General features: G+C 60.9%; 18 protein-coding genes. 12 read left to right on the forward strand and 6 right to left on the reverse strand.

Features of this window, described 5'->3' with window-relative positions; translation table 11 throughout:
• Positions 1-2: 2 nt before the first annotated feature.
• Genes AC6FTP_RS00680 through AC6FTP_RS00710 form a run of 7 tightly spaced genes read left to right on the forward strand, consistent with a single transcriptional unit; the run spans position 3 to position 9,059 of the window.
• Complete coding sequence (locus tag AC6FTP_RS00680) at positions 3-3,002, forward strand: coiled-coil domain-containing protein (RefSeq protein ID WP_497204973.1); 3,000 nt, start codon at positions 3-5, stop codon at positions 3,000-3,002.
• Positions 2,999-3,655 carry a DUF4190 domain-containing protein gene (locus AC6FTP_RS00685; protein ID WP_497204974.1) on the forward strand — a complete coding sequence of 219 codons (657 nt, stop codon included), beginning with the start codon at positions 2,999-3,001 and terminating at the stop codon, positions 3,653-3,655. Before AC6FTP_RS00680 ends, AC6FTP_RS00685 begins: the two co-directional genes overlap by 4 nt.
• Positions 3,656-3,675: 20 nt before the next feature.
• Positions 3,676-4,530, forward strand: a complete 855-nt coding sequence (locus AC6FTP_RS00690; RefSeq protein WP_497202304.1) for a MotA/TolQ/ExbB proton channel family protein — start codon at positions 3,676-3,678, stop codon at positions 4,528-4,530.
• Positions 4,531-4,533: 3 nt separating this feature from the next.
• A complete protein-coding gene (locus AC6FTP_RS00695; protein WP_497204975.1) occupies positions 4,534-5,376 on the forward strand; it encodes a hypothetical protein in 843 nt (280 codons plus the stop codon).
• A complete protein-coding gene (locus AC6FTP_RS00700) occupies positions 5,373-6,311 on the forward strand; it encodes a hypothetical protein (RefSeq protein WP_497204976.1) in 939 nt (312 codons plus the stop codon). The genes AC6FTP_RS00695 and AC6FTP_RS00700 overlap by 4 nt, the downstream gene beginning before the upstream one ends.
• A 52-nt stretch (positions 6,312-6,363) precedes the next feature.
• Positions 6,364-7,779: a Gfo/Idh/MocA family protein gene (locus tag AC6FTP_RS00705; RefSeq protein WP_497204977.1), complete on the forward strand. Its 1,416-nt coding sequence runs from the start codon at positions 6,364-6,366 to the stop codon at positions 7,777-7,779.
• 23 nt (positions 7,780-7,802) lie between these two features.
• Positions 7,803-9,059, forward strand: a complete 1,257-nt coding sequence (locus tag AC6FTP_RS00710) for a PQQ-like beta-propeller repeat protein (protein ID WP_497204978.1) — start codon at positions 7,803-7,805, stop codon at positions 9,057-9,059.
• Positions 9,060-9,065: 6 nt separating this feature from the next.
• On the opposite strand, the gene menD is transcribed toward AC6FTP_RS00710, so the two are convergent.
• Entirely contained in the window at positions 9,066-10,595 is a 1,530-nt protein-coding gene (gene menD, locus AC6FTP_RS00715; RefSeq protein WP_497204979.1) for a 2-succinyl-5-enolpyruvyl-6-hydroxy-3-cyclohexene-1-carboxylic-acid synthase, read from the reverse strand.
• Positions 10,592-11,401: an indole-3-glycerol phosphate synthase TrpC gene (trpC, locus tag AC6FTP_RS00720; protein ID WP_497204980.1), complete on the reverse strand. Its 810-nt coding sequence runs from the start codon at positions 11,399-11,401 to the stop codon at positions 10,592-10,594. The genes menD and trpC overlap by 4 nt, the downstream gene beginning before the upstream one ends.
• A gap of 110 nt (positions 11,402-11,511) precedes the next feature.
• On the opposite strand from trpC, the gene AC6FTP_RS00725 reads away from it, so the two are divergent.
• From AC6FTP_RS00725 to AC6FTP_RS00735, 3 genes are all read left to right on the forward strand, one after another.
• A complete protein-coding gene (locus AC6FTP_RS00725) occupies positions 11,512-12,420 on the forward strand; it encodes a ParB/RepB/Spo0J family partition protein (RefSeq protein WP_497204981.1) in 909 nt (302 codons plus the stop codon).
• A gap of 3 nt (positions 12,421-12,423) precedes the next feature.
• Complete coding sequence (locus AC6FTP_RS00730; RefSeq protein WP_497204982.1) at positions 12,424-12,921, forward strand: nuclear transport factor 2 family protein; 498 nt, start codon at positions 12,424-12,426, stop codon at positions 12,919-12,921.
• Positions 12,922-13,031: 110 nt separating this feature from the next.
• Positions 13,032-14,564: a fused MFS/spermidine synthase gene (locus AC6FTP_RS00735; protein WP_497204983.1), complete on the forward strand. Its 1,533-nt coding sequence runs from the start codon at positions 13,032-13,034 to the stop codon at positions 14,562-14,564.
• Positions 14,565-15,432: 868 nt separating this feature from the next.
• Here AC6FTP_RS00735 and AC6FTP_RS00740 read toward each other — a convergent pair.
• Positions 15,433-16,341, reverse strand: coding sequence for a hypothetical protein (locus AC6FTP_RS00740; RefSeq protein ID WP_497204984.1), 909 nt, complete (start codon positions 16,339-16,341; stop codon positions 15,433-15,435).
• Positions 16,342-16,415: 74 nt separating this feature from the next.
• Positions 16,416-17,441 (reverse strand): tRNA epoxyqueuosine(34) reductase QueG, encoded by a 1,026-nt coding sequence (gene queG, locus AC6FTP_RS00745; protein WP_497204985.1) that lies wholly within the window; start codon positions 17,439-17,441, stop codon positions 16,416-16,418.
• A gap of 120 nt (positions 17,442-17,561) precedes the next feature.
• On the opposite strand from queG, the gene aspS reads away from it, so the two are divergent.
• Positions 17,562-19,415, forward strand: coding sequence for an aspartate--tRNA ligase (gene aspS, locus AC6FTP_RS00750; RefSeq protein WP_497204986.1), 1,854 nt, complete (start codon positions 17,562-17,564; stop codon positions 19,413-19,415).
• 145 nt (positions 19,416-19,560) lie between these two features.
• On the opposite strand, the gene AC6FTP_RS00755 is transcribed toward aspS, so the two are convergent.
• Together AC6FTP_RS00755 and AC6FTP_RS00760 are read right to left on the reverse strand one after the other, a co-directional pair.
• A complete protein-coding gene (locus AC6FTP_RS00755) occupies positions 19,561-19,842 on the reverse strand; it encodes a hypothetical protein (RefSeq protein ID WP_497204987.1) in 282 nt (93 codons plus the stop codon).
• Positions 19,843-20,000: 158 nt separating this feature from the next.
• Positions 20,001-21,905 carry a VWA domain-containing protein gene (locus tag AC6FTP_RS00760; protein WP_497204988.1) on the reverse strand — a complete coding sequence of 635 codons (1,905 nt, stop codon included), beginning with the start codon at positions 21,903-21,905 and terminating at the stop codon, positions 20,001-20,003.
• A gap of 46 nt (positions 21,906-21,951) precedes the next feature.
• On the opposite strand from AC6FTP_RS00760, the gene cysS reads away from it, so the two are divergent.
• On the forward strand, positions 21,952-23,379 hold the full coding sequence (gene cysS / locus AC6FTP_RS00765) for a cysteine--tRNA ligase (protein WP_497204989.1): 1,428 nt from the start codon (positions 21,952-21,954) through the stop codon (positions 23,377-23,379).
• Positions 23,380-23,840 lie beyond the last annotated feature (461 nt).

Consider the following 23,840-nt stretch of genomic DNA (forward strand, 5'->3'; position numbering starts at 1 on the left):
TCGTGAAAGCCCCCACTGACACCATCGATCTCCTGCGCTCCACTTTGCAGACTGGCGTCGTCTCCGGCGCGGTGGAGACGGCGGCGAGCAACTACGCCCGTCTTTGCCAGGAATGCAGCACGCGGCTGGAACGCATCGCTGCCATGCTGGAAAAGGGTAGCGACTATCAAGCACTCCAAGCGGCTGAAGAAGAACCGCCGCTGCTCGATCTCATCGGAGCGCTCAGCTTTGGCAGCGAAAAGGCTTGGCTCGACTTCTGCCAGGCGCATCAGCTTCCCATCGCTCCGAAGTTGGATGCGAAAACGGTGCAGGCGCTCGACCGCCTCTATGCGCAGGGTGTCACGGCCAACCATCCTTTATACAAAGACTTCCGTGCTGCTGTGCTGTCTCGCGAAGATGACAAGGCGCTGCGCATCATCCGCACCATTCACAAGGTCAATCCTGGCGACGAAAACGCCCGCTCTGAACTCCAGCGCCTGGAAAACAAGCAGTGGCAGGACATGCTGGATCAACTGCGTGCCGCGCTGAAGACCGACGACGAAGAGCGCATCGCCACGCTCGCGGAAAAGATCACCAGCAGTGTGCCTGCGGACAAACGCACCGCAGCTCCTGAACTCACCCAGGCCGAAGGCATCCGCCGTGCTCTGCGCCGCCGTCAGGCGGGTGAAAAAATCCCCGCCTTGCTCGATGACGCTGCTCAGCACCGTGACGCAGGTGACTGGCAGTCCGCCGCGTTGGCTTGCGACATCATCCAGGAACTCATCGAGACTCACGATCTTGATCTCACTGCCAGCCAAAAGTCTGCCCTCGAAGACGCCGCCAGCTATGCCCGCCGCGAGCGCACTGCCGCCGAACGTCAGCGTGCCTTTGCCCGCACGCTGAACAGCTTCACCGCCTTCGCCCAGGAAGCGGGCACGCGACTCATGACGGGCTCACCTCCCGGCCTGAATGAAGCTGCTGCCTTGGACGAAAACTTCATCCGCCGCTGGCGCGAGCTTGAAAACTTCAGCCTGCCCGTCGCTGATGACGTGCTCGCCAGGCTCCGCCAGACGGGTCAAAGCATCCGTGCCGCACTCGAAAGCGCTCAACGTGGTCGCCGCACTCGCGCCATGCTCAGCGCCGCCGCGTTGATCGCCTTTTTGCTCGGCATCGGCGCACTCACCTGGCATGGCTGGCAGGCACGCGCCTATGCGCTGGATCTCGCCAGCTACCGCGCGCGTCAGCTCGCCGAACCCGCTGCGAAACTCGCCTCCAGCCTCAAGCAGGAGCATCCATCCCTGCTTCGTTGGCCTTACCTGAAATCGAAGATCGACGAGACGGAAGCCTGGGTCTCTCAGGCACGGGATCTCGCCGCTCACTCAGATCAATCGTTGGCCCAACTCGAAAGCGCCGCCGCCCAGAACTTCACCGGCATGAAACCGACAGAAGTCCTGAAGCGCATCGACGACGCCCATGCTGAGATCGGCCAGCTCCCCGGTGATCTCGCCGCCACTGCCAGCCAGCGAGTGACATCTTTAAAAACGAAGGCCGAACTCATGCTCGCCAACCTCGGTGAAACGCGCAGCACCGATGTCCGACGCCGTCTCGAAGAAGTGAATGCACTGCTCAAATCAGGCCTCAGCTACGAGCACCCCGCGAGCGAAGTCGCCACCGCCGTGCAGAAGCTCGACACCCAGCTTGCCGAACTCGAAACCTGGGCGAAACCCGAAGCTGCCACGCTTCAACTTCCCGCCGATCTCCAAGCGCAGATCAAATCCGCTCGCCAGCGCATTGAAGACTTCAAAGCCGAACTCACCCGCTTCGATGAACTGCGCGAGTCCACCGTCAGTGCTGCATCGCTCACCGATTTCGGCAAAGCTTTGGCCAAGTGGCAGGACATCCGCTTTGCCGAAGCCGCTCCCGCCGCCAGCACAGTGACCGCACTGCCGACAGAGGAGCAGTTCCTCGCCAATCTCATGACGGGTGGCGATCTCACACTTTGGAAAGCCGCTGTCGAAGATTCCTCCGGTCAGATGATGCACCCCGAAGCGCCGCAAGACAGCGATTTGAAAGTGCTGCTGGCTCTGCGCGATGATCGCCACCTCAATGGCGTCTGGGAAAACATCGTCGTCGATCACTCTACTGGACGTGGCAAACGCAGCGTCTGGTCCCAAGGACCGCTGAGCGAGAGCCGCATCGGCGATAGCCAGCGCCGCTGGAGTGGCAAGGCCTTCGATCCGCATCCGCAGGACACTGGCGCGGCCTTTATCAATCAGGATTACAAACGTCTCGTCATCGGCGGCGGCAGCGAACAGGGGCAGAGCGTTACTTCATCCAAGCCCGCTGCCGTCAGTGCGCTCATCCAGAACCTCCAGCTCGACCGCATGACCGATGCGAACGGCGAGCGCTTCGAACGCAGCCTGCTTTCCGTCATGGATCGTCTCATGGCCGATGTCAGCACACCCGCCATCGCCAAAGCTTACGTCATGCTCGAACTCGAGCGACTTACCCGCGAGCGGCCTTTCACCTGGGGCATGCACCTCGTGCCAACGCTGCGTGCCGACTTGGCAGAGCTGCATCGTTTGGTCGGCGACCATCCCCTGCGCAGTGAGGACTGGATGATCCCGAAAGTGAGCACCTCACTCGGCAGCATGTTGGAGAAATTTTTCCAAACTCGCCAAGGCCGCCTCTATGAAAAAGAAGCCCAGGCACGTCGGCTGCTCGTCACCCGCGTCTCCACCACCGGCGTGAAGTTCGGCGGCTATGTCGAAACGGATCGTGCCCTGCATCTCAACACCTCAGCCCGTGCAGCGAAAGAGCTGTGGCTTCTTGGCAAATCAGGTCCGTTGCTCATCGCCACCGATGCCAAGACTGCACCCGCCGATGCTTTGCCACTGAGTCCCGTGCTGTTTTTGCCTTTGGATCGACAGCAGCTTCTCGAAACCTACAGCACCAGCATCTCTGGCGTGTCTTCAGATAAAGCCGAGCCCACCACGAGCGAATCACCCTTCTTGAAGCCATGAGTGAATCCCAGCACCAGCTCCAATGGCGAGGCCGCACCATCGGTCCATGGGCGCTTGCGCAGATTCGTGAGGGACTCGACTCCGGTGAAATCCATTCCCTTTACCGAATCTGCATCAGCGGTGAATGGCTGACGCTCCGGGATTATCTTGAGCAGGTGGATGCCGTGGAACTCGAACGCCGGGCTGCACAACTCGGCGCGGCCTCACGCCCGAAAGAGCAAGACAAGCCCGCGCCGCAGGAAAGACACACTCTGGGCTTCGCCACTCAAGTGACTAAACCGAATCCCTTTGGCAAGCCGCCACCAGTCTTCGTCAAAAGCACGAGCGGCATCGACTCACTCCGCACTTCCTATGCACAACAGAATGGTGACGATCCGTCCGCCGACCTTGCCCCCACCTGCTGGCTCGCCGTCGCAGCCTTCGTGGTGAGTTGCGCCTGCTTCGTTCCCTATCTTAATTTGGTGAACTGGCTGCCAGGCATCGTGCTCGGTCATTTGGCATTGCAGCAGTTTGAGCGCCATAGCGCACTCGAGGGCCGTGGTCTGGCGCTGGGTGCGCTGATCATCAGCTACACCACCCTTGGCTTTGCAGTGATCACCGCCTGCTTCTTCCCTGATCTCTTCTACCGCGTCTTCCCCATCGGCGACGCCTAGCTTCAAATCTCACATCCTCCATGGACCCAAATCCCTTCACCACTTCCCCGATGCTCCTACTGAGCTGGTCGCGCATGGACCCCGAGCGCCGCATCGGCTTTGCCGCTGGCCGATTCACCTCGCCGAACAAATGGCTCTCCTTCCTGATCGGACTCGCGCTCACCGTGATTTTTTACATCCCACTCCATCTCGGCCTCGCCCCAGGTTGGTTCAACGACATGTTCACGAAGCGCGGCCCATGCCCGTATCCCACGATGTTCCTCTTCTTCTGGGCGCTGGCCATGCTGCTGATGAAATGGCGAAAGTTTGAACTTCAGGCACGTGCACTCAAACTGCCCGTCATGCCGCAGCAGCATGACTTTGAACTCACGCCCTCCACAGCCCGTGCCCTGCGCGAGCGCATGAGCGCCATCGTCGATGATCCGCATCAGTTCATCCTGCTCAATCGCATCGACCTCGCTCTCGCAAACCTTCACAACATCGGCCACACCGCCGACGTGGCCGCCATTTTGAAGATCCAGGCTGAGAACGACGAAGCGCAGATCGCCTCCAGCTACGCCCTCACGCAGGGCTTCCTCTGGGCCATCCCCGTGCTCGGTTTCATCGGCACCGTGCAGGGACTCAGTCAGGCCATCGGAGCCTTCGCCGGCACGCTCGCGGCGGGCGGTGACATGGCTGCTCTGCGTGGCTCTCTTCAAATGGTTACAGGAGGTCTTGCCACTGCGTTTGAAACCACGCTTGTGGCTCTCGTCTGTGCGCTCATTCTGCAACTGCTCGTCAGTTGGCTGCAATCTCGCGAGTCTGAGTTTCTCGATGCCTGCAACGACATCTGCCACAAGAACGTGGCGGGCAAACTGCGGCTCAACGGCCAGTAAACCATGCGCTCACGCTTCGGCAGACAGTCCGGTGGCATCAGCTTCTTTGCCTTTCAGGACATCATCACCGGCACCTCCGGGTTTCTCATCGTGCTCGCGCTTTTCCTGGCGCTGAATTTGGATGAGAAGCTCACCGAAGGCACCGGTGCCGAGCCGTATGCGAAACGTGAAGAAGAGCTGCGATCCATGCTCGCGCAGATCGTCTCGGAAAAGAACAAGGTGGCCGACTACCAGCAGCGTCCGTCAGACGATGCCGCCACGCTGCGTCGCATGATCGGGCAGCTCACCAGCACCATCGCCGAACTCGATGCCAAGCCACTGCCCGGCATGAATCGCGATGCCGATGCCACGGGCCGAGACCGCGAACTCCGAGCCGAGAAAGACAAGCTCCTCTCTCGTCTGGAAAAGATGAATGCCTCGGCGCATGAAGCCGAAAAGCTCTCCTCAGGCATCAACAAAGACATCCTCGACCTCGAAAAAAAAGTCATCGACGCCCAAAGCTCCCTAAAGCGCAAACGCGAGCGGAAGAATGTCCTCAGCCTCATCCCCGAGCGCTCAGGCACCAAGAAAGAACCCATCCTCGTGCTCGTGCAGTCATCGCTCATCCGCTACCAGCGTGCCGATGGCACCCCTGGAGGCAGCGGCTCCGTGAATGAGCTCATCAACTACCTGCGCCAGAGCACGCCAGCCACTCACTACGTCGTCTTTTACTTCAAGCCCTCCGGCTCGCCACACTTCGAGATGCTGACCAAGCGCGCCCGCCAAGAAGGCTACGAGATCGGCTACGACGTGATCCCCGAGGACATGGATGTCGAGTTCAGCAACGAAGCCTCCGTGAAGCCATGAAACGTCGTCTTCACTCCAACAATCAGGACAGCCTGGAACTGCTGCTCGACACCCTGTGCAACGTCTTCGGCGGCATCATCCTCATCGCCTGTCTTCTCGCGATGCTGAGTCGCCCGAAGCCTGAGAAGCAACCCGCCAACGAAGTCGTGGATCACGAGTCAGGCATCCTTTTGGAAAAGAAGATCGAGCAGGCGCGCGCCGAACTCGACGGCCTGCAGAAGCTCCGCGCCCAGCTTCAAAGTGAAGATGATCCCTCCACACGCCCGCTCATCACCGAGCTTCAGGCGCTGAAGAAAACCGCCGAACAAAAGCGACAGGAACGAGCCAAGCAGGATGAGTTCGCAGCCGCCAAGGCCCAACAAATCATCCGCGATGCTGGCCAAGAAATGGCCCGCCTTCGCGAGCAGGAGCAGGCTTTGGAAAAGAAGCTCGGCGTCATGAACAAGGACACTGAAGCCGCACGACAAAACCATGCCGCGATTCAGAAGAAGCTCGCCGATCTCCAGCTCGAACTCGAAAGCGTGGACAAGCTCAAGATCGAGAAGCTCCGCTTTCCCCGCGAACGCCAGATCGACAAGCCACCTGCGCCCATCATCGTGCGCCACGGGCAGGTTTTCCCGCTTTATGACGCCAGCGGAAAGCCAGCGCCTGGCATCAATCATGTCAGCACGCCCGACGGCAATTTCACCGCCGTGCCACAGTCTGGCCAAGGCCTGATGCCCCTGCGCGATGCACAACGCCTCCGCGAGTTCCTGCCTGCCCTTGTGGGCCAGAAACGCTACCTCACGCTCTACGTCTATCCCGACTCCTACGCCACGCTGCGCGAGTTGAAGAAGATCATCTTTGAACTCGGTCTCGATTACGGGCTCGATCTCTGCACCGAGCATCGCGTGCTCATCTTCAGCGCCACGGGTGCCAAGCCAGCGCCGCTTTGATTCATCGTTGTCTAGTCAGCAAGAGGAAGGCTCGGCGACTCGTTCCAGTCCCATGCCCAGCCAGACCACTTCCCGCCGTCGATTCCTCGCTCAAACCAGCCTCGCAGCCGCCAGCACTCTTGGCTTTCCGGCCATCACCAGCGCGCGTTCGCCAAACGCAAAACTGAACCTCGTCTTCATCGGTGTCGGCGGACGCGGAGCCGCCAATATCCAAGGTCTCGTCGGCGTGCCGCTGATGCGCCCGAAGAACGCCAAAGCTGGTGAAGCACCTGCTCCGTTGCCCGAGCCGAGTGAGAACGTCATCGCCATCTGCGATGTGAATGGTCAGAACCTCGACCGCGCTGCCGATGCCTTCAAAGGCGCGAAGGCTTTCCGCGATTTCCGCAAGCTCTACGACACGATCAAGGAGTCCGAGATCGACGGCGTCGTCGTCAGCACCACCGAGCACACGCACGCGTATGCCACGATGCCCGCGCTGAAGATGAAGAAGCCTGTGTATTGCGAGAAGCCTCTCACGCGTGATGTCGCTGAAGCGCGACTGATCACCCAGGCTGCCGCCGAAGCCGGAGTCGCCACGCAGATGGGCACGCAGATTCATGGCATGCCGAACTATCGCCGCGTGGTCGAACTCATCCAGAGCGGTGCCATTGGCAAAGTCAGCGAAGCTCACGTCTGTGTTTCACGCGCCTGGGGTTTGCAGAGCAAGGAGGACGCGGAGAAGAACAAGGACGTCGTGTTTGTCACCGAGCGTCCCAAGGAAGAACAAACACCGCCGCCTTACCTCGACTGGGATCTCTGGCTCGGCCCGGCACCGTATCGCCCCTACCATGAAGTCTATTTCCCCGGTCCGAAGTGGTATCGCTGGTGGGACTTCGGCAATGGCACCATGTCCGATCTCGGCAGCCACTGGAACGACCTGCCCTTCTGGGCGTTGAAGCTCGACGCGCCGCTGAGCATCGAAGCCCTTGGCCCCGAGCCACATCCCGAGATCGCACCCGCCACCATGTCGGCCGTTTATGAATACGGTGTCCGTGGCGAGATGCCCGCCTGTAAAATCCACTGGCATCAGGGAGCCACGAAGCCCGACGTGTGGAAGAACGATCCCATCATCAGCCAATGGAACAGCGGCGTGCTTTTCATCGGCGACAAAGGCATGCTGCTTTCTGATTACGGCAAGCACGTCCTGCTTCCTGAGGCCTCCTTCAAAGACTTCCAACGTCCCAAACCCTTTATCGCTGACTCCCCCGGACAGCATATCGAATGGCTGAACGCCATCAAGAACGGCACGCCCACCGGCAGCCCCTTCAGCTATGCTGGCCCGCTCAGCGAGGCGAACCACCTCGGTAACGTCGCCTTCCGAGCTGGCAGCAAAATCCTCTGGGATGCCAAAGCCATGAAGATCACGAACAACGAAGCCGCGAATCGTTTCCTCAGCCGTGAGCCCCGTGCAGGCTGGAAGCTCGCTTGATCATCCTTTCTCTTATTTCTCCCATGCGCCCCATCCATCCCATCCTCCTACTCACTGCCACCGCCGTCCTCGCCCAAGACTGGCCCGAATTCCGCGGCCCGGACAAGCAGGGCAACAGCGCCACGATTGGCCTGCCAACGGTGTGGAATCCGAACTTGAACAAGAACATCGTCTGGAAGGCTGCGCTTCCGGGTGTGGGCTGGTCATCCCCAGTCGTGGTGGGAGATTGTATCTACGTCACGAGTGCTGTCCCCGTCGGAGGTGAGGAAAAGCCGGTCGTTGATCGTAGCCTGCGTGCGCTTTGTGTTTCAGCCACAGATGGCAAGGTCATCTGGGACAAGGAAGTCTTCCCCCAGACCGCAGCCACGGCCCCGAACATCCACAAGAAGAACAGCCACGCGAGTCCCACGGCGATCTTTGAAGCGGACAAGCTTTACGTCCACTTCGGGCACCAGGGCACAGCATGCCTGAACGCAGCGGATGGCAGCATCGTGTGGAGCACACGCGAGTTTGCCTATGAACCCGTGCATGGAAATGGCGGCAGCCCGGTGATCGAAGGTGACTTGCTCATCTACAATGCCGATGCAGCCAAAGATCCGGCGGTGATCGCGCTCGATAAAACGACTGGCAAACAGCGCTGGAAGTTTGCCCGCGTGAGCGATGCGAAACGCAAGTTCTCCTTCTGCACACCGCTCGTGATCGATGTGAATGGCAAGCGCCAGCTCATCACGCCCGGCAGCGGCGTGGTGAATGCGCTCGATCCTGTGACAGGCACGGAAATCTGGAAGGCTCGTTACGACCAGGGCTATTCCGTCGTGCCACGGCCAGTTTATGCTCACGGCATGGTTTTCATCGCCACGGGTTATGACAAACCTACGGTCATCGCCGTGAAGGTGGATGGAACGGGTGACGTGACGGACACGCACGTCGCCTGGAAGATGGAGAAATACGCCCCGCACAATCCGAGCATGGTCGTCGTGGGAGATGAACTCTACCTCGTGGCCGACAACGGCATCCTCTCCTGTCTCGATGCGAAGACCGGCACCGCTCATTATCAGGAGCGCTGCACCGGCCCCATCAGCGCCTCGATTCTTCACGCCGATGGCAAACTTTATCTCCAGGACGAAAAAGGCCTCGGCGTCATCGTGAAGCCTGGCAAGACCTTTACCGTGCTGGCGCAGAATGATCTCACCGAACGCTCGCTGGCCTCCTACGCTGTGGTGGGTGACGATCTTCTGATCCGCACTGAGAACAATCTCTGGCGCGTGGGAACGAAGTAATCGTCCTCACTCCATCGCTGAGTAGAACGCTTCTGTCTCATCGGGGTCAGGAATGACTTCGATGAGATAGGCTCCATCGGGAATCTTATCGAGATGTGATGGCTTTGTGGCGCGGATGTAGCCCAGGCCCCACATGGCAGCCCAGGGCTCAAAGGTGACGCGGTGCTGGTTCTCGATGATTTGCCGCGCCTCTTTGGGCAAAGAACGCAGGCTCTTCACACGGGAGAAAATCTTGCCGCCCCGGTTGTTGATCACCACGAGCTTGCGATTCCCCTGCGGGAGCTGCGGCATGATCCAAGGTGCAGCGAGGTCATACATGGCGCTGAGGTCGCCGATGATGAGCCAGGAGTTTCGTGAACTGGCGCTTGTGCCGAGCCAGGTGGAGACGATGCCATCAATGCCATTCGCCCCACGATTGGCAAAGAACTCCACCCCTTCCTCCGGCGACTTGAGCGCCAGATTCATCTCACGGATGGGCAGGCTGTTGCTGATGAACACGCGATCTCCTGCACTGAAGTGGTGGGTGATCTCGCACATCCAGGCGGGCTCGGACAAAGGATGCGCATCGAGCAAAGGCTGAAGGGCGCGTTTGTCGTGATTGAAGGCAGCGGCGGCGAGCTTCCGCTCCGCGAGCAACTCCAGCGCATGCCAGGGCAGAGTTTGCACATGCTCCTTTCTTGCGAGACCGGGGAATGACAGGCGGGAGATGTTCGTGACCCAGACCTCAGGCCGGTTTTCCAAATCCCGCCACCAGCGGGCCGATGGCACGCCGCCGATGCGGATGACCTGACGGATGTCGAGCGCCCGGAAGGTAGTCTCCGAGGAAGGCAGGAGCATTGGCGCTAGTTTCGGACGGCCCCAGAGATTCGAGGTCGCTTCGGCAATGATGGGCAGGCCAAGCTTGGCGAGGACAGGGGCCGCTTCACGAGCCTCATGCGGGTGCAGTCCACAGGCGATGACTGCGGTCGGCTCTCCAGATAACATGAAGTCGTTCACCGCTGCGGGAGTCAGTGGCTTTTGGTGATGATGCTTGAGGAAGTCGATGCCGTGATGCTCGGCATCGAGAGGCTCGTCGAGGCAGACATTGATGTGCAGCGGCTTGTCTGTCAGCCGGGTCGGCCAGGAGATGCTCGCGCCCTGCTCCACATCGATGCAGGCGCTGACATAAGGTCCGAAGAGATCCTTTTGCTCAATGGCCTGCGGAGCACCGCTGCCACGATAGCGTCGCGGGCGGTCTGCGGTGACGAGCACGAGTGGCAGGCCTTGGTAATAGGCCTCGATCACGGCGGGCAGCAGTTCCGCCGCCGCTGTGCCAGACGTGGTGAGCACGGCCACAGGCATGCGGTCCGCCATCATCCGCCCGAGGGCAAAGAAGGCGGCGCTGCGTTCCTCAAAGAAGCTCCAGAGCTTGATGCCATCACTGGCGATCAGCGCGGTGATGAGCGGTGCATTGCGTGCGCCTGCCGCCACACAAACCTCGGCCACTCCGAGACGCGCGAGGGCGGTCAGCGTGGAGCGGATGAGGAGGTTTTTCATTCGAGGATGTCGGGGATTTCGCGCTCGGGCTTCAACACGCGAAGCGCGGGCAGGTCGTGCATGATGTTCGCGCTGCGCATGAGCGTCTCTCCCACGAGCAGGGCATCCGCACCACAGGCGGCCAGACGTTCCGCATCCGCCACGGTCTTGATGCCGCTTTCGGCCACGAGGATGATGTCATCGGGCACTTCCTCGGCCAGCTCTTCGGTGGTGGAGAGATCGACGGTGAAGGCTTTCAGGTTGCGATTGTTCACGCCGATGATGCGCGCGTCGGTTTCCAGAGCGCGCTCGAGTTCGGCCATGTTGTGGACCTCCACGAGCACATCGAGCTGGAAGGTGTGGGCCACGTCCAGCAGATGCACGAGCGTCGGCTGATCCAAAGCGGCGACGATGAGCAGGATCGCATCCGCCCCGGCCACCACAGCCTCAAAGATCTGCGCCTCGTGGATGATGAAGTCTTTGCGCAAACAAGGGATGTCCACCTGCTCGCGGATCAGCGTGAGGTAGTTCAGATGGCCCTGGAAATACTTTTCATCCGTGAGGATCGAGAGCGCCGTAGCACCCGCCTTTTCATAACCACGGGCGATCGTCAGAGGGTCAAAGTCCTGGGAGATCGTGCCCGCCGAGGGCGAGGCGCGCTTCACCTCGGCGATCATGCCGAGGCGGGTGGGATCGGCGCGCAAGGCATCCGCCAGCGAGCGGAAGTCATCCCGCAGGGTGGCTGCGGCGCGCAGTTTCTCCGCACGCGGGAGCAGCTTCTCCACCTCGGTGCGTTTATGGGCGATGATTTCGTCCAGTTTGTTCATGGGGCGCGGACAATGGGGCGCGCGGAGCAGGGCGCAAGACAACAAAGCAGCACTGCACAAATCGCATTGCGCCTTGCACGCCGCCCCTGGCTCATTACCCTCGCCGCCTTATGGCAAAATCCGCACTCGGCAAAGGACTTGGCGCCCTGATTTCCGCTCCCCAGGCGAACTCAGGTGCAATGACGCGCATCCCGGCGCTCAGCCAGCCATCTCCTGGAGATGTGGTGCAGCGGGTTCCGCTTGATCAGATCGTCCCCAGCCCTCTCCAGCCTCGAAAGGAATTCGTCTCCGAGCAGCTCACGGAGCTCATGGAGTCCATCCGCGAGCACGGCATCATCCAGCCGCTCATCGTCCGTTCGGTGAATGGCAAGATGGAGCTCATCGCCGGTGAGCGCCGCTTCCGTGCCTCCCGCGAACTCGGATTGAAGGAAGTGCCCATCATCGTCCGCCATGCCAGCGACCGCGATGTGCTGGAGATGGCCCTCATCGAGAACCTTCAGCGCGAAGACCTCAATCCCATCGAAGAAGCCCGCGCCTACAACCGCCTCGCCGAGGAGTTCCAGATGAAGCAGGAGGACATCGCCAAGCGCGTCGGCAAGAACCGCGCCACCGTGGCCAATGCCATGCGCTTGCTGGATCTCGCCCAGTCCGTACAGGACCTCGTCTCTCATGGCAAAATCACCGCCGGTCATGCCAAGGTGCTGCTCATGCTGAAGTCCTCCGAGGCCCAGGTGAAGGCGGCGGAAGAGGTTCTGAAGAAAGGCCTCACCGTGCGTGCAACCGAGAAGCTCGCCCACAACATCATCAACCCACCCGTGCCAAAGCCGAAGGTCGATGACGCCGACATGAAGCAGGCCGTGGAAAGCTGCGAGCAGCGCCTCATGCAACACCTCTCCACCAATGTCGCCATCAAGCACAGTGAGAAGAAGGGCAGCATCGAGATCGACTACTACGGCGTCGATGACCTGAACCGCCTGCTCGCCCTCATGGGAGTGCCTGAGGAGAAGCTGGAAGACTAGGCAATGACGACACCCGCAGCACGAATGACGAAGGAAGCCCGAAGCCCGAAACCCGAAGTCAGCCGTCTCATTCGTGGACTCTGGATCGTCTGTGTCTGCCTCATCACTTCCTGTTCGCAGGCAGCACATCTGGATGAGCCCGCCATCCAGACCTTCCTGAACCGCTACTTCTCCACCTGGTCCGCGAAGGACATGGACGGCTACGGCTCATGCTTCCACCCCACCGCGCGCATCACCTTCGTGCAAAACGGCGGCCAGGCAGGCAGCCAGGGCCTCACCGACTTCCTCCATGGGCAGAAGCTCGGCCACGAAAGCTCCCCCGTGCCCATGACCGAGGTCCCCACCAGCATGAAGATCTCCGGCGATGCCCGCGTCGCCCAGGCCGAGGTCCGCTGGAAGCTCACCAAAGGCCGTGAGATCGTCACCGGCACCGACTACTTCACGCTCCTCAAGACCCCCGACGGCTGGAAGATCGCCGCCCTCGTCTTCTACAACGATTAACGTGAGATCCTCGGCCCAAAAAACTGAGAACTGAGAACTGAGAACTGAGAACTGAGAACTGAGAACTGAGAACTGAGAACTGAGAACTGAGAACTGAGAACCTTCCCCGCATGTCCAAGCCCGCCTCCCCTTCCCCGCTCCCGACCCGCCTCTACCTCGGCGCCGCCTGCTTCCTCGCCGGGGCGGCCATGATGGTCATCGAGATCTGCGCCTTCCGCCTGCTCGCCCCCATCTTTGGAAACAGCGTCTATACCTGGACCGCCCTCATCGGCGTCATCCTCATCGCCTTCAGTGCCGGGGGCTTCCTCGGCGGGCGGCTGGTGGATAAATTCGCCCACCTCAGCCTGCTCGGCTGGCTCCTCGGCGGCTCCGCCATCCTCACCTTCCTCATCCCACCCCTGCACCTCGGCTTCGGCGAGAGCTTCTCCTCCAGCGGCATGATTGGGGGATCGGTCATGCTCTCCCTCTTCCTCTTCGCGGTGCCTGGGGCCCTGCTCGGCGCGGTCTCCCCTGCCGCAGTGCGCCTTTACAGCCTCACTCAAAAGGACACCCACGTCGGCGCAGCCGCAGGCACCATCTCCATGCTCGGCTCCCTCGGTAGCTTCGTCGGCACTTTCCTCTCCGGGTTCGTACTGCTCTCCCACTTCGGCGTGCGCAGCATCTTCATCGGTTGCGGCGTCCTGCTCGTCCTCCTCGCGCTCATCGCCTTCCTCCTGGACCGGGCCAGTGCTAGGAAAGCGGGCGCGCTTGCCGCCCTCGCCCTTGTTTCCGCCCTCATCGGCTCCCAGGCCCATGAGCAGCCGGGCAAAGACGTCCTCTTCGTGCAGGAGTCCTTCTATCACCGCATCGAAGTCTCCGAGCAGGGCACCAGCCCGCACAAACAACGCCTCCTCAAGCTCGACTCCACCCCCGAAGGCGCCATGAACCCCGACGATGGCTCCCTCGTCATGGACTACCAGCACTACTGGAAACTCCCCCTGCTGAAGGACCAGCCCAGGATGGAAAGCGCCCTCTTCATCGGTGCCGGCGCCTTTGGCATGCCCGAGGCCCTCTCACGCGAATTCCCCCAGGCAAAGGTCGATGTCGCCGAGATCGACCCCCAGGTCATCGAGGTCGGCAGGCAGTTCTTCAAGCTCACCGACCACCCCCGCGTCACCGCCCATGCCGGCGATGCCCGCCGCTTCCTCAATGAGCAGACCGGCCAAAAGTGGGACCTCATCTTCGGCGATGCCTACGCCGGCGTCCGCTCCATCCCCGCCCATCTCGTCACCAAGGAGTTCTTCCAGCTCGTCGCCGACCACCTCACGCCCGAGGGCACCTTCGTCATGAACGCCATCTCCGCCGTCCAGGGCCCCCGCGCCGAGCTGCTCGGCGGCCTGCTCGCCACCCTCCGCAGCGTCTTCCCCCATGTCGAGACCTTCGCCGTCCAGGGCCCGCGCCATCTCGCGCAAAACATCATCATCCTCGCCTCCCGCCAGGACTGGAAGCCCCTGCTCACCGACCGCTTCCACGCCACCGGCACCTGGCAGGACCGCATCAGCCGCAGCTACATCGCCGCCAACCAACTCCCCGCCAACGGCCCTGTGTTCACCGATGATTTTAATCCCGTGGACAGGATCATCGCCCGCGGATTGCTGGAGTGATGTCTCCTAGGTATCGACGAATCCTGAAGCATCCTGCTACATCTTGTAACGTGGGCCTGCAAAAGATGGCATAGTGCAACGACTGGGTCAGGCAAATGTAGAGGTGACATGGCTCGTCAGGAGTGCGATCAAGCGTCGTATAGAGCTGCCGGAAGTCTCGAATATGCTCGTCAACCTCTGGTGAGGGTTCGAGTCGCTTCAATGCCATATTGGTCCTGAATCGGTAAATGTCAGCGTAATGGCGACAAGTAAGCGATGGGCGGTCGTCTCCCGCCGCCAACTCTACACTACCGTAGAACTCGCTATAGCTTCCTGCTTGTAGAACCGCCAGCAAGTCATCCCGATGAGGAAACTCTGATGAGCCATAGTCAGTGATAAACTTTTCTGGGCTAGCTCCTTGGATACTCACGAGCGGTGTGTTGGTTGGACTAACAGTTCAGTGGGTTAACAGATCACTAGGTGTGCCTAAAGCCTGATCCCCCAATGCGGGGAGGTCTGAGCAGAGGCAGAGACATTCATAGAGGTGGGTTTACTCTGCCGGGCCGGGCTCAGGCAACCCCAATCTGCGCTTTGTCCGGCCTGGGAGGGGAAATCCGGGGCGACTCCTCCCAAGCCGCGCCGCCAGAATGAGGGGAGCCAGCGAAGGGCTCATGTCAGCAAGGTGGCGCAGCATCTCTCAAGAGTATCGCAGGCCACAGCACCGGCTCCTCTCCCCCGAATCAAATTCGGGAGGACTCGGGATACACCCCCGGCAGATTCAGCACCTATGCCCGCGAACGGGTAATGGGGGAACTCCTGCGGAGTTCGGGGCTGATCGAGGCGTGGTGCCCCGGGTTTCGGAATTGACTCCTTAAACTTCACTCCGCCCTCACGGCACCGGCTCACCCGAATCATACACCCAGCGCAGAAGCTGATTGTCACGGATGTAAGCATGGCTCGGGACTTCCTGGGGGCCAAAGATCGTGTTCGTCGGGTAGGTGACATCGATCACCCAGGTCGGCTTGCCATCCACCGTCTCCTGCCGTGGCAGGCTCCAGTGCGTGACCTTCTTGGGGTCCACATCGGTCACACGTCCGGTGGAGATCACGGCCAGCAGCAGATTGTAGCTGCCATCAGGATTCTGCGTGGGTTTGCCATCCGCACCGAAGCTTACGCCCAGGCCGTTGGCCATCGTGCTGTTGTCCTTGCCAGGCGTCGTCACGCGCGTCTTCGCATTCACCCAGGCCTGACGTGCCTGCTCGATGCGGCCCGCCTTCCACTTCTCGTAGCTCACCTGGATCTGCTCCGGGAAATCCGTGTCCGTCACCGCGATGCTTCCTCGCGCTGGCGATGTGGCCGTGGGTGCCACGGAGAGCATGCCCTGATCTGCTGCCATGGCCTGGGCCGTGGCTCCAGCACGCAGCGTGGAGCTGCCCACGCTCATCTGGACTTGCACATCCTTTTTCAAAATCACCGGGCGGGGAAAAGCCTGCTTTGGGATCATCGTCCAGTTCTTCGTCACCGACTCCACCGTCGGGATCGTCGGTGGCACAAACTCACCTGTCGGCACTTTCGGGATCGATGGCTGCCAGTTGTCGTCTTTCTTTGCTGCCACGGGTGCGGCGGCAACAGGTGCCGCCCCGTCATCCTCCACCACATGAGTGGGAATCCGTGTCACCACAGCCGCCGGACGCGGGCCTTTTTCAAAGATGACTCGATCCCATTTCGGAGCGAGGAAGTAGTCGTACGCGGTGAACAGGCCACCGATAATGAGGAGGGTGAAGAAGAGCGATTTCATGGGGGGAATGAAGCCAGCGTTGAGCTTGCCGAGCGTGAAACGAATTCCCAGCACTCAGTTAGAGAAAAACTTCTTCAGGCCCCGCGCTGCTGAATCTCCGCCACCGCCCATGCCGCATGTTCGGCGATGAGCGGGTGCTCATCCTCCACGAGCGGGAGCAGGGCTGAAAGATCATCGCTCGTGCCCACATTCCCCAGCGCCACGCAGACATTGCGGAGAAAGGCCGGGCGCTTGATGCGCTTGATCGGACTTTTGGCAAAGAGCGCGCGGAAACTCTCATCCGTGAGCGAAAGGAAATCGCGCAGGCTTTGGCTGAAGACTGACTCTCGCGCCTGGAAAGCCGCCTCGTGAGATAGCTGGGCAAATTTGTTCCAAGGGCAGGCTGTCAGGCAATCATCGCAGCCGTAGATGCGGTCCCCCATCGCGCGGCGAAACTCCTCCGGGATCGGCCCCTTGCTCTCGATGGTCAGGTAGCTCACGCAGCGGCGCGCATCCATGCGGCGCGGGGCCGTGATCGCCTGGGTCGGGCAGGCATCAATGCATCGGGTGCATTTGCCACAAAGATCCTTCGCAGGCGCGTCCGGCTCGATCTCCAGCGTCGTGATCAGCTCCGCCAGGAAGAACCAGGTGCCGAGCTGCCGATGGATCTGCATCGTGCTCTTCCCGCCCCAGCCGAGGCCTGCCTCGCTGGCCCAGTCGCGCTCCAGCACCGGCCCCGTATCCACATAATACCGCTGCTGCCCGCCCTGTTCGATCAGCCAGGCATCCAGCGCCTTCAGCTTCGCTGTGATCAGGTCGTGATAATCCTCATTCCACGCATAGCGGGCGATCCGATACCCGCCCGCGCTGCCCGGCGGCAGGTGGCCTTGGTGATAATTCAGCGCCAGCACGATCACACTCCGCGCCCCCGGCTGCACCACACGCGGGTCCGTGCGGCGGTCCATGTTTCGCGCCATCCAGGCCATGTCACCGTGTTTGCCCTCCGCCACCCATTGCTCATACAGCTCACGATGCGGTGCCAGTTTTGCCTCCGCAATCCGGCAGTCGGCGAAACCCAGCTCACGTGTGTAGTCGAGGAGCTTGGATTTGAGGTCGGGCATGGGCGCATCGTGCCGTGCCTGCCCGGGATGTCAAAAGCACACCTCCTTTCCCTCCGCCTCTCCGAGCTTGCACTCCGGCCATTCCCTCCGAATATCCGCGCCCCTTTCCGCCTACCCGCCATGATCCCGAACGACTACCGCTCTCTCCACTGCAACGCCATCCGTGCCGAACACATCGGCCAAAACGTGACGCTCAGCGGCTGGGTCAATTCCGCCCGTGACCATGGTGGCGTCATCTTCGTGGACCTTCGCGACCGCGAGGGCCTGACGCAGGTGGTTTTCCGCCCGGAAGAAAACGCCGACCTCGCTGCGCAAAGCCACGAGCTCCGCGATGAAGATGTGATCCAGGTCACCGGCCGTGTGGAGAAGCGTCTGGCTGGCACCGAAAACACCAAGCTCGGCACCGGCGAGGTCGAAGTCGTCTGCACCGTTCTCAAGGTGCTGAACAAGTCCGACGTGCTGCCCTTCCATCTGGACCGCGAGCTTTCCAACGAGGACATGCGGATGAAGTACCGCTACCTCGACCTGCGCCGCGAGCGCATGAACAAGAACATCCGTCAGCGTCACAAGATCACCACGGCGGCCCGCAATTACCTCGATGGCAACGGCTTCATCGAAGTCGAGACTCCGATCCTCAGCAACCCGACGCCCGAAGGTGCGCGCGACTTCCTCGTGCCAGCCCGCCTCAGCCCGAGCAAGTTCTTCGCCCTGCCGCAGGCTCCGCAGCAGTACAAGCAATTGCTCATGGTCGCCGGTCTGGAACGCTACTTCCAGATCGCCCGCTGCTTCCGCGATGAAGACCTGCGCGCCGACCGCCAGCCCGAGTTCACGCAGATCGATATCGAGGCCAGCTTCATCCAGCAGAATGACATCATCAATCTGGTGGAAGGTTTGCTCGCCAGCATGTTCAAAGCAGGACAAGGCGTGGACATCCCGCTGCCCTTCCAGCGCATGACTTATCAAGAGGCCATGGACCGCTACGGCGTGGACAAGCCTGACACACGCTACGGCAACGAGATCGTCGATATGGCGGATGTCTTCGCCAACAGCGGCTTCAAGATCTTCCGCACCACGCTGGAGACCGGCGGTGTCGTCCGCGCCATCAACGCCAAAGGTTTCGCCGGCATCACCACCGGTCAGATGATCCGCCTGAACGAACTCGCCATCCAGGCCGGCATGAAGGTGAAGCAGCTCGCCTTCATCAAAGTGGAGCGCAACGAGGCTGGCGTGCTCGAATACAAGAGCCCCCTTTGGAAATTCTTCGGCGAAGACGAGCAAAAGGCCCTCATCGCCAAGCTCAACGTCGAAGAAAACGACATCGTCTTCTTCTACGCCGGAAGCTGGGATGACGCCTGCAACATCCTCGGCAAGGTCCGCACCGAGATCGCCGACATGACCGGCCTGGTGAAGGACAGCACCGCGCTGAACTTCCTCTGGGTCGTGGACTTCCCGCTGCTCGCCTACAGCCCTGAAGATCAGAGCTGGGTGGCCGTGCATCATCCCTTCACCCGTCCAAAAGCGGAAGACGTGCCGCTCCTGGACGCGGGCGAATACGGCAAGGTCCGCGCTGAAGCCTACGACGTGGTCCTCAACGGCTACGAACTCGGCGGAGGTTCCATCCGAATCCACGAAAGCGACCTCCAGGCGAAGATGTTCAGCGTCCTCGGCGTCACGCCGGAGGAACAGCAGATCAAATTCCGCCACATCCTCGAAGCCTTCAAATTCGGTGCCCCTCCGCACGGGGGTCTCGCCCTCGGACTGGACCGCATCGCCATGCTCGTGGCCGGTGAGCACAGCATCCGCGAAGTCATCGCCTTCCCGAAAAACAACAAGGCCTGCGATCTCATGACCGACAGCCCGACGAATGTGGACTTCAAGCAGCTCCGCGAGCTTTACGTCCAGAGCACCTGGAAGGAAAAGAAGAAGGAAGACGCGCTAGCGGCAGTTCAAGCTCCAGAAGCGCCTTCTGCTTGATGGCAAGGTAGCATCTCCTGCGGAAACCGTTGCTCAGCGTTCGGAGAAACGTTCTGCTTGCTGTGGGGAAGGAACCATGAGCCAGTTGCTCCAGGTTCCGCCTACGAGCCTACGACCACCAAGCCCACTTTGGGGGGAAGGTGGACTATTTGCGTGCTCGTCGCCGCAGGAAAACACAACGGACACGGTAGAGCAGGAACGAGATGAACCCATAGAAGAAAGCAGATGCGATGTAGCCCATCCCAGGAACGTCGTTGTGGGTTGTCGGGTCAAAGTACAACACGCGCCAGATGCCCCAAACAAAAATGACAGCGAAAGGTAAGCCAAAAGCTCGTGCCCCACGTCCGAGAGGCAGAAACCAAGGATGAACAAACGTCAGCAAGAAAATGACCCCTTGAATCAAGTAGTCGGCGATAGATAAAATCATCGTATGGAAAGTGGCGGAGGCTCGTGAGCTTGATCGTGACTCTACTCCAACATTTCAAAACACCGCAAGAGCCTAGGATGTCGCAAGAGTTCTGATTCCGATGAGTGGATAACGTGCCGTTGGCACTTGCGAAATGTGTGCCCGTCCACACCCCCTGCTCAAAATACCGCCTTGCGGTGAAACAGGAAGCTTTCCAGCAGCAGGATCGCCAGGGCGAACCAGATGAGGAGTCGTGGCCAGTCGCTGACGCCGGCGTTGGCGGTGATCTTCGGAAGGTTTGGCTGGGCGATCGTGCTGGCTTCGTTGGTTAGCGCGGGGAGATCCGTTTCAGCGAGCGAGGCGAGCACGCTGGTGCCGCTGCGTTCAGTCGTTTTCCACGCTCCGACTCGATGGATGGAGAGCAGGCCATTACCTGCCTGATCGCTGCTTTCGAGGAACTGACTGCCATCCCATTCGGTCCATTCGACGATGCCGGACTCGGTCATGAGCTCGCCGGGATGCAGCGCGCGCAGGTCGGACACGGCGTCGCTGTTTTCGGCGCACCAGTAGAGGGCATTGCCGAGCAGCAGAGGGAAGGCCGGAAGCAGCGCGAGCTGCTCGGAGCGAGCTGGGGAGAAGGTGGTGACGACCAGCCGCTGCCCGTTCACGTCACCGGCGGCGAGCACGGGTTCATTTCCCGCCATCCAGAGCGGTTCGAGCGAGCCCTTCAGGTCCAAAACGCCCATCTGAGTGATGGCGAGCCTGGCTGTGGCGATGCGGAAGAGCAGCGGATGATCCGGCGCGACACTGCGGACGCTGTCGTGCGGCAGGCCGGGCTCCTGGAGTCGGCGCACCTGCACGGCTCCACTGCTTTTGGGTGGGTTCAGCGCGATGATCGGCCGGTCGGTGGGCAGTGCCTCGGGCAGCCAGTTCTCAAAGACATACACGTCCGGCTTGTCCTTCATCGGCCAGGCATCGGGTTTGCCTTTTAGAACTTCCAGACGGCCAGCCTCGATCATGGAGGCGAGCGCGAGTTCGGTGAAAGGATCAGGCTTCTCTGCCACCATCGCGACGATGAGTGGTCGCGTCTCTGGCAACGGCGCGGCGACGGCGTCATCCCAGCCGAGGCAGTCGCCGTCCGCCTTCAAATGCATCTCCATCCGCTGCCCGCGCACGCCTTCCAGCGGCACAATGAGGGAAGACGAAGCTCCCGGTTCGAGGTCGATCTCCCGAAGCTGGGCCAGCCTTCCGGCGAGTGTGATCTCCAGCGTCGCAGTGATCTTGGTTGGGTTCGCCTTCGCGGCGCTGACTTTGACAAAGGCCTCGAAGCGATCCCGTGCCAGCAAGGCCCGGCGGATTTGGAAGCCGGTGATGCCAACATTGATCGGGCTGGCGAGCGCGACATCCAGGAAGGCATACGGCAGGCCATCCGTGCCCGGCAGGGCCAGATCGCCCGCGTGCCAGACTTGGGATCGTGCTTCCAGTTCGGCGAGCCGGCGGATCACCGTGAGTGCAGCGTCGGGATGACCCTCGATTGGCGTGGGCTGCACTTCTTGAAGAAGGCGCAGGCACTCGCGGCGGTTACGACTGCGGGAAAGCAGCACGCGCGGTTTCGCATCGTAGGCGATGAGCGAGACGACGACCTGATCTGGCAGCGTGTTGAGTTTGTCCTTGAGGCGCTTCTTCGCTTCATCCAGCCGCGTGCGGCCCTGCGCGTCCCGGGCGCTCATGGAGGCGGAGCGATCCACGACCACGACCACCGCGCCGGGCGAGTCGGCACCGACTTCACTCGTCGGGCGTGCCAGAGCGATGACAGCGGCGATGATGACGAGCAGCGTGAGCAGAAGCGAGAGCCACTTCTTCAGCTTCCGCAGCCAAGCCGATTCCTGGTGCTCGCGTGACAGCGAGCGGAAGAAAAGCAGCGTCGAAACCGGCACACGGCGCGCTCTTTTCCTGAACAGGTAAAGCGCCAGCGGGATGAGAGCCAGCCAGGCCAAGTGCAGGAGTTGGGGAGTGAGGAAGCGCATCAGCAGCCGGCCCCGATGAACGACGGTGCCGCCGAGATGGCAAGGGGAAAGACGCATCCTGCCACTTGCCCCCGGATTATCCCCCGGCAGAATGCGCGCCCTCATGCCACTCCAGCTCCACGACACTCTGACCCGCGAGTCCCGCACCCTGACGCCACTCGATGGCAAGACGCTGCGCTTCTACTGCTGCGGCCCCACCGTGTATGGACCGGCGCACATCGGGAACTTCCGCACCTTCGTGGCGCAGGATGTCTTCCGCCGCGTGGTGGAGATGGGCGGCATCCCCACGCTGCATGTGCGCAATCTCACTGACGTGGATGACAAGACGATCCGCGACTCGCAAAAAGCCGGGCAATCCCTGACCGACTTCACCCGCTTCTGGACGGAGAAATTCCACGCCGACTGCTCCGCGTTGAATCTCCTCTCCCCGCACGTCGAGCCCAGCGCCATCGCCCACATCCCGCATCAGATCCGCATGATCGAGGTGCTCATCCAGCGCGGTCACGCCTACGCCGCCGCCGATGGCAGCGTTTATTTCAAAGTCTCCTCTTATCAAGACTACGGCCGCCTTTCTCACCTCGAAGACCGCGAACTGAAGCTCGGTGCCTCCGATGCCGCCGGAGCGATGGACAACGACGAATACACCAAGGACTCCCTGGCCGACTTTGCCCTCTGGAAGGCGCGCAAGCCGGAGGATGGCCCGAACTTCTGGCCCAGCCCCTGGGGTGACGGACGGCCCGGCTGGCATCTGGAGTGCAGCGCCATGTCGCTCGAATACCTTGGCGAAGACTTCGATGTCCACAGCGGTGGCATCGACCTCATCTTCCCCCATCATGAAAACGAGATCGCGCAGAGCTGCTGCTCCACGCATGGCAAATTTGCCCACCATTGGTTCCACGCCGCCCATCTGATGGTCGATGGCGGCAAGATGAGCAAGAGCCTGGGCAACCTCTACACGCTCGAAGATCTGCAAAAGCGCGGCTTCCATGCTGCCGAGGTTCGCTACGTGCTCATCAGCGGCCACTACCTCACGCCGCTGAACTTCACCTTCCACTCCCTGGAGTCCGCACGGCAGGGCACGCAGAAGCTGGCCAAGTTTGAGAAAGCCCTCACCGCCATCCTCGGCTCGACGCCATCTGTGACACGGGACGAACTCATCGCCCACGGCCCCGGCGCGCTCTTTGCAGATGCCTGGAAGTGCCTCAATCACGACCTCAATGTGCCCGGCGCTCTCGGAGCCGTTTTCGGTGCGGTGAACAAAACCAAACCCGCCGGGCTGACTGCCGACGAAGCCCGCTCCATCTGGATGGGCTTGCACTTCATCCTAGAAGCCATCGGCGTGAAACTCCCGCCCATCATTGACGAAGCCACCGTCGAGGTCCCCGCCGACATCGCCGAACTCGCCGAAAAGCGCTGGCAGGCCAAGCAATCCAAAGACTGGCCCGCCGCCGATGCCTTCCGCAAGGAACTCGACGCCCTCGGCTGGATCATCAAAGACAACAAAGACGGCTATCAGGCGGTCAGGAAATAGAGGGCAGGAAGCACCCCCGAAAATGCGGATGGCCGGGGAAATCATTGGGAGGCACCTCCGAAAATACGGAAGGCTGGGGAAATCGTTGGGAGGCACCTCCGAAAATGCGGAAGGACGGGGAACTCATTGGGAGGCACCTCCGAAAATGCGGAAGGCTGGGGAAGTCGTTGGAAGGCACCTCCGAAAATCGGAAGTGCCGGGGAACTCTTGGAAAGGTCGTTCCGAAAACTCGGAATGGTCGGGGAACTCGATGGGAGGGCGTTCGTGATTTTCGGGGGCGTCATTCACGGACTTGGGGGTGTTTGGGTGATCTTTTAGCCTCGCGTGTTCAGCGCAGGACCTTAATTCGCTGGAAATAGGTTAACTTTTGACCTGATGCTGGGGTTGTTTTGTGAAATTGGGGGCAAAAACCCAAACTTTTGATTGTGATTTTCGCTTTTGACCCCACTTTGCCCACCGAA

Source organism: Prosthecobacter sp., from assembly GCF_044378005.1.
Taxonomy (GTDB): Bacteria; Verrucomicrobiota; Verrucomicrobiia; order Verrucomicrobiales; family Verrucomicrobiaceae; genus Prosthecobacter.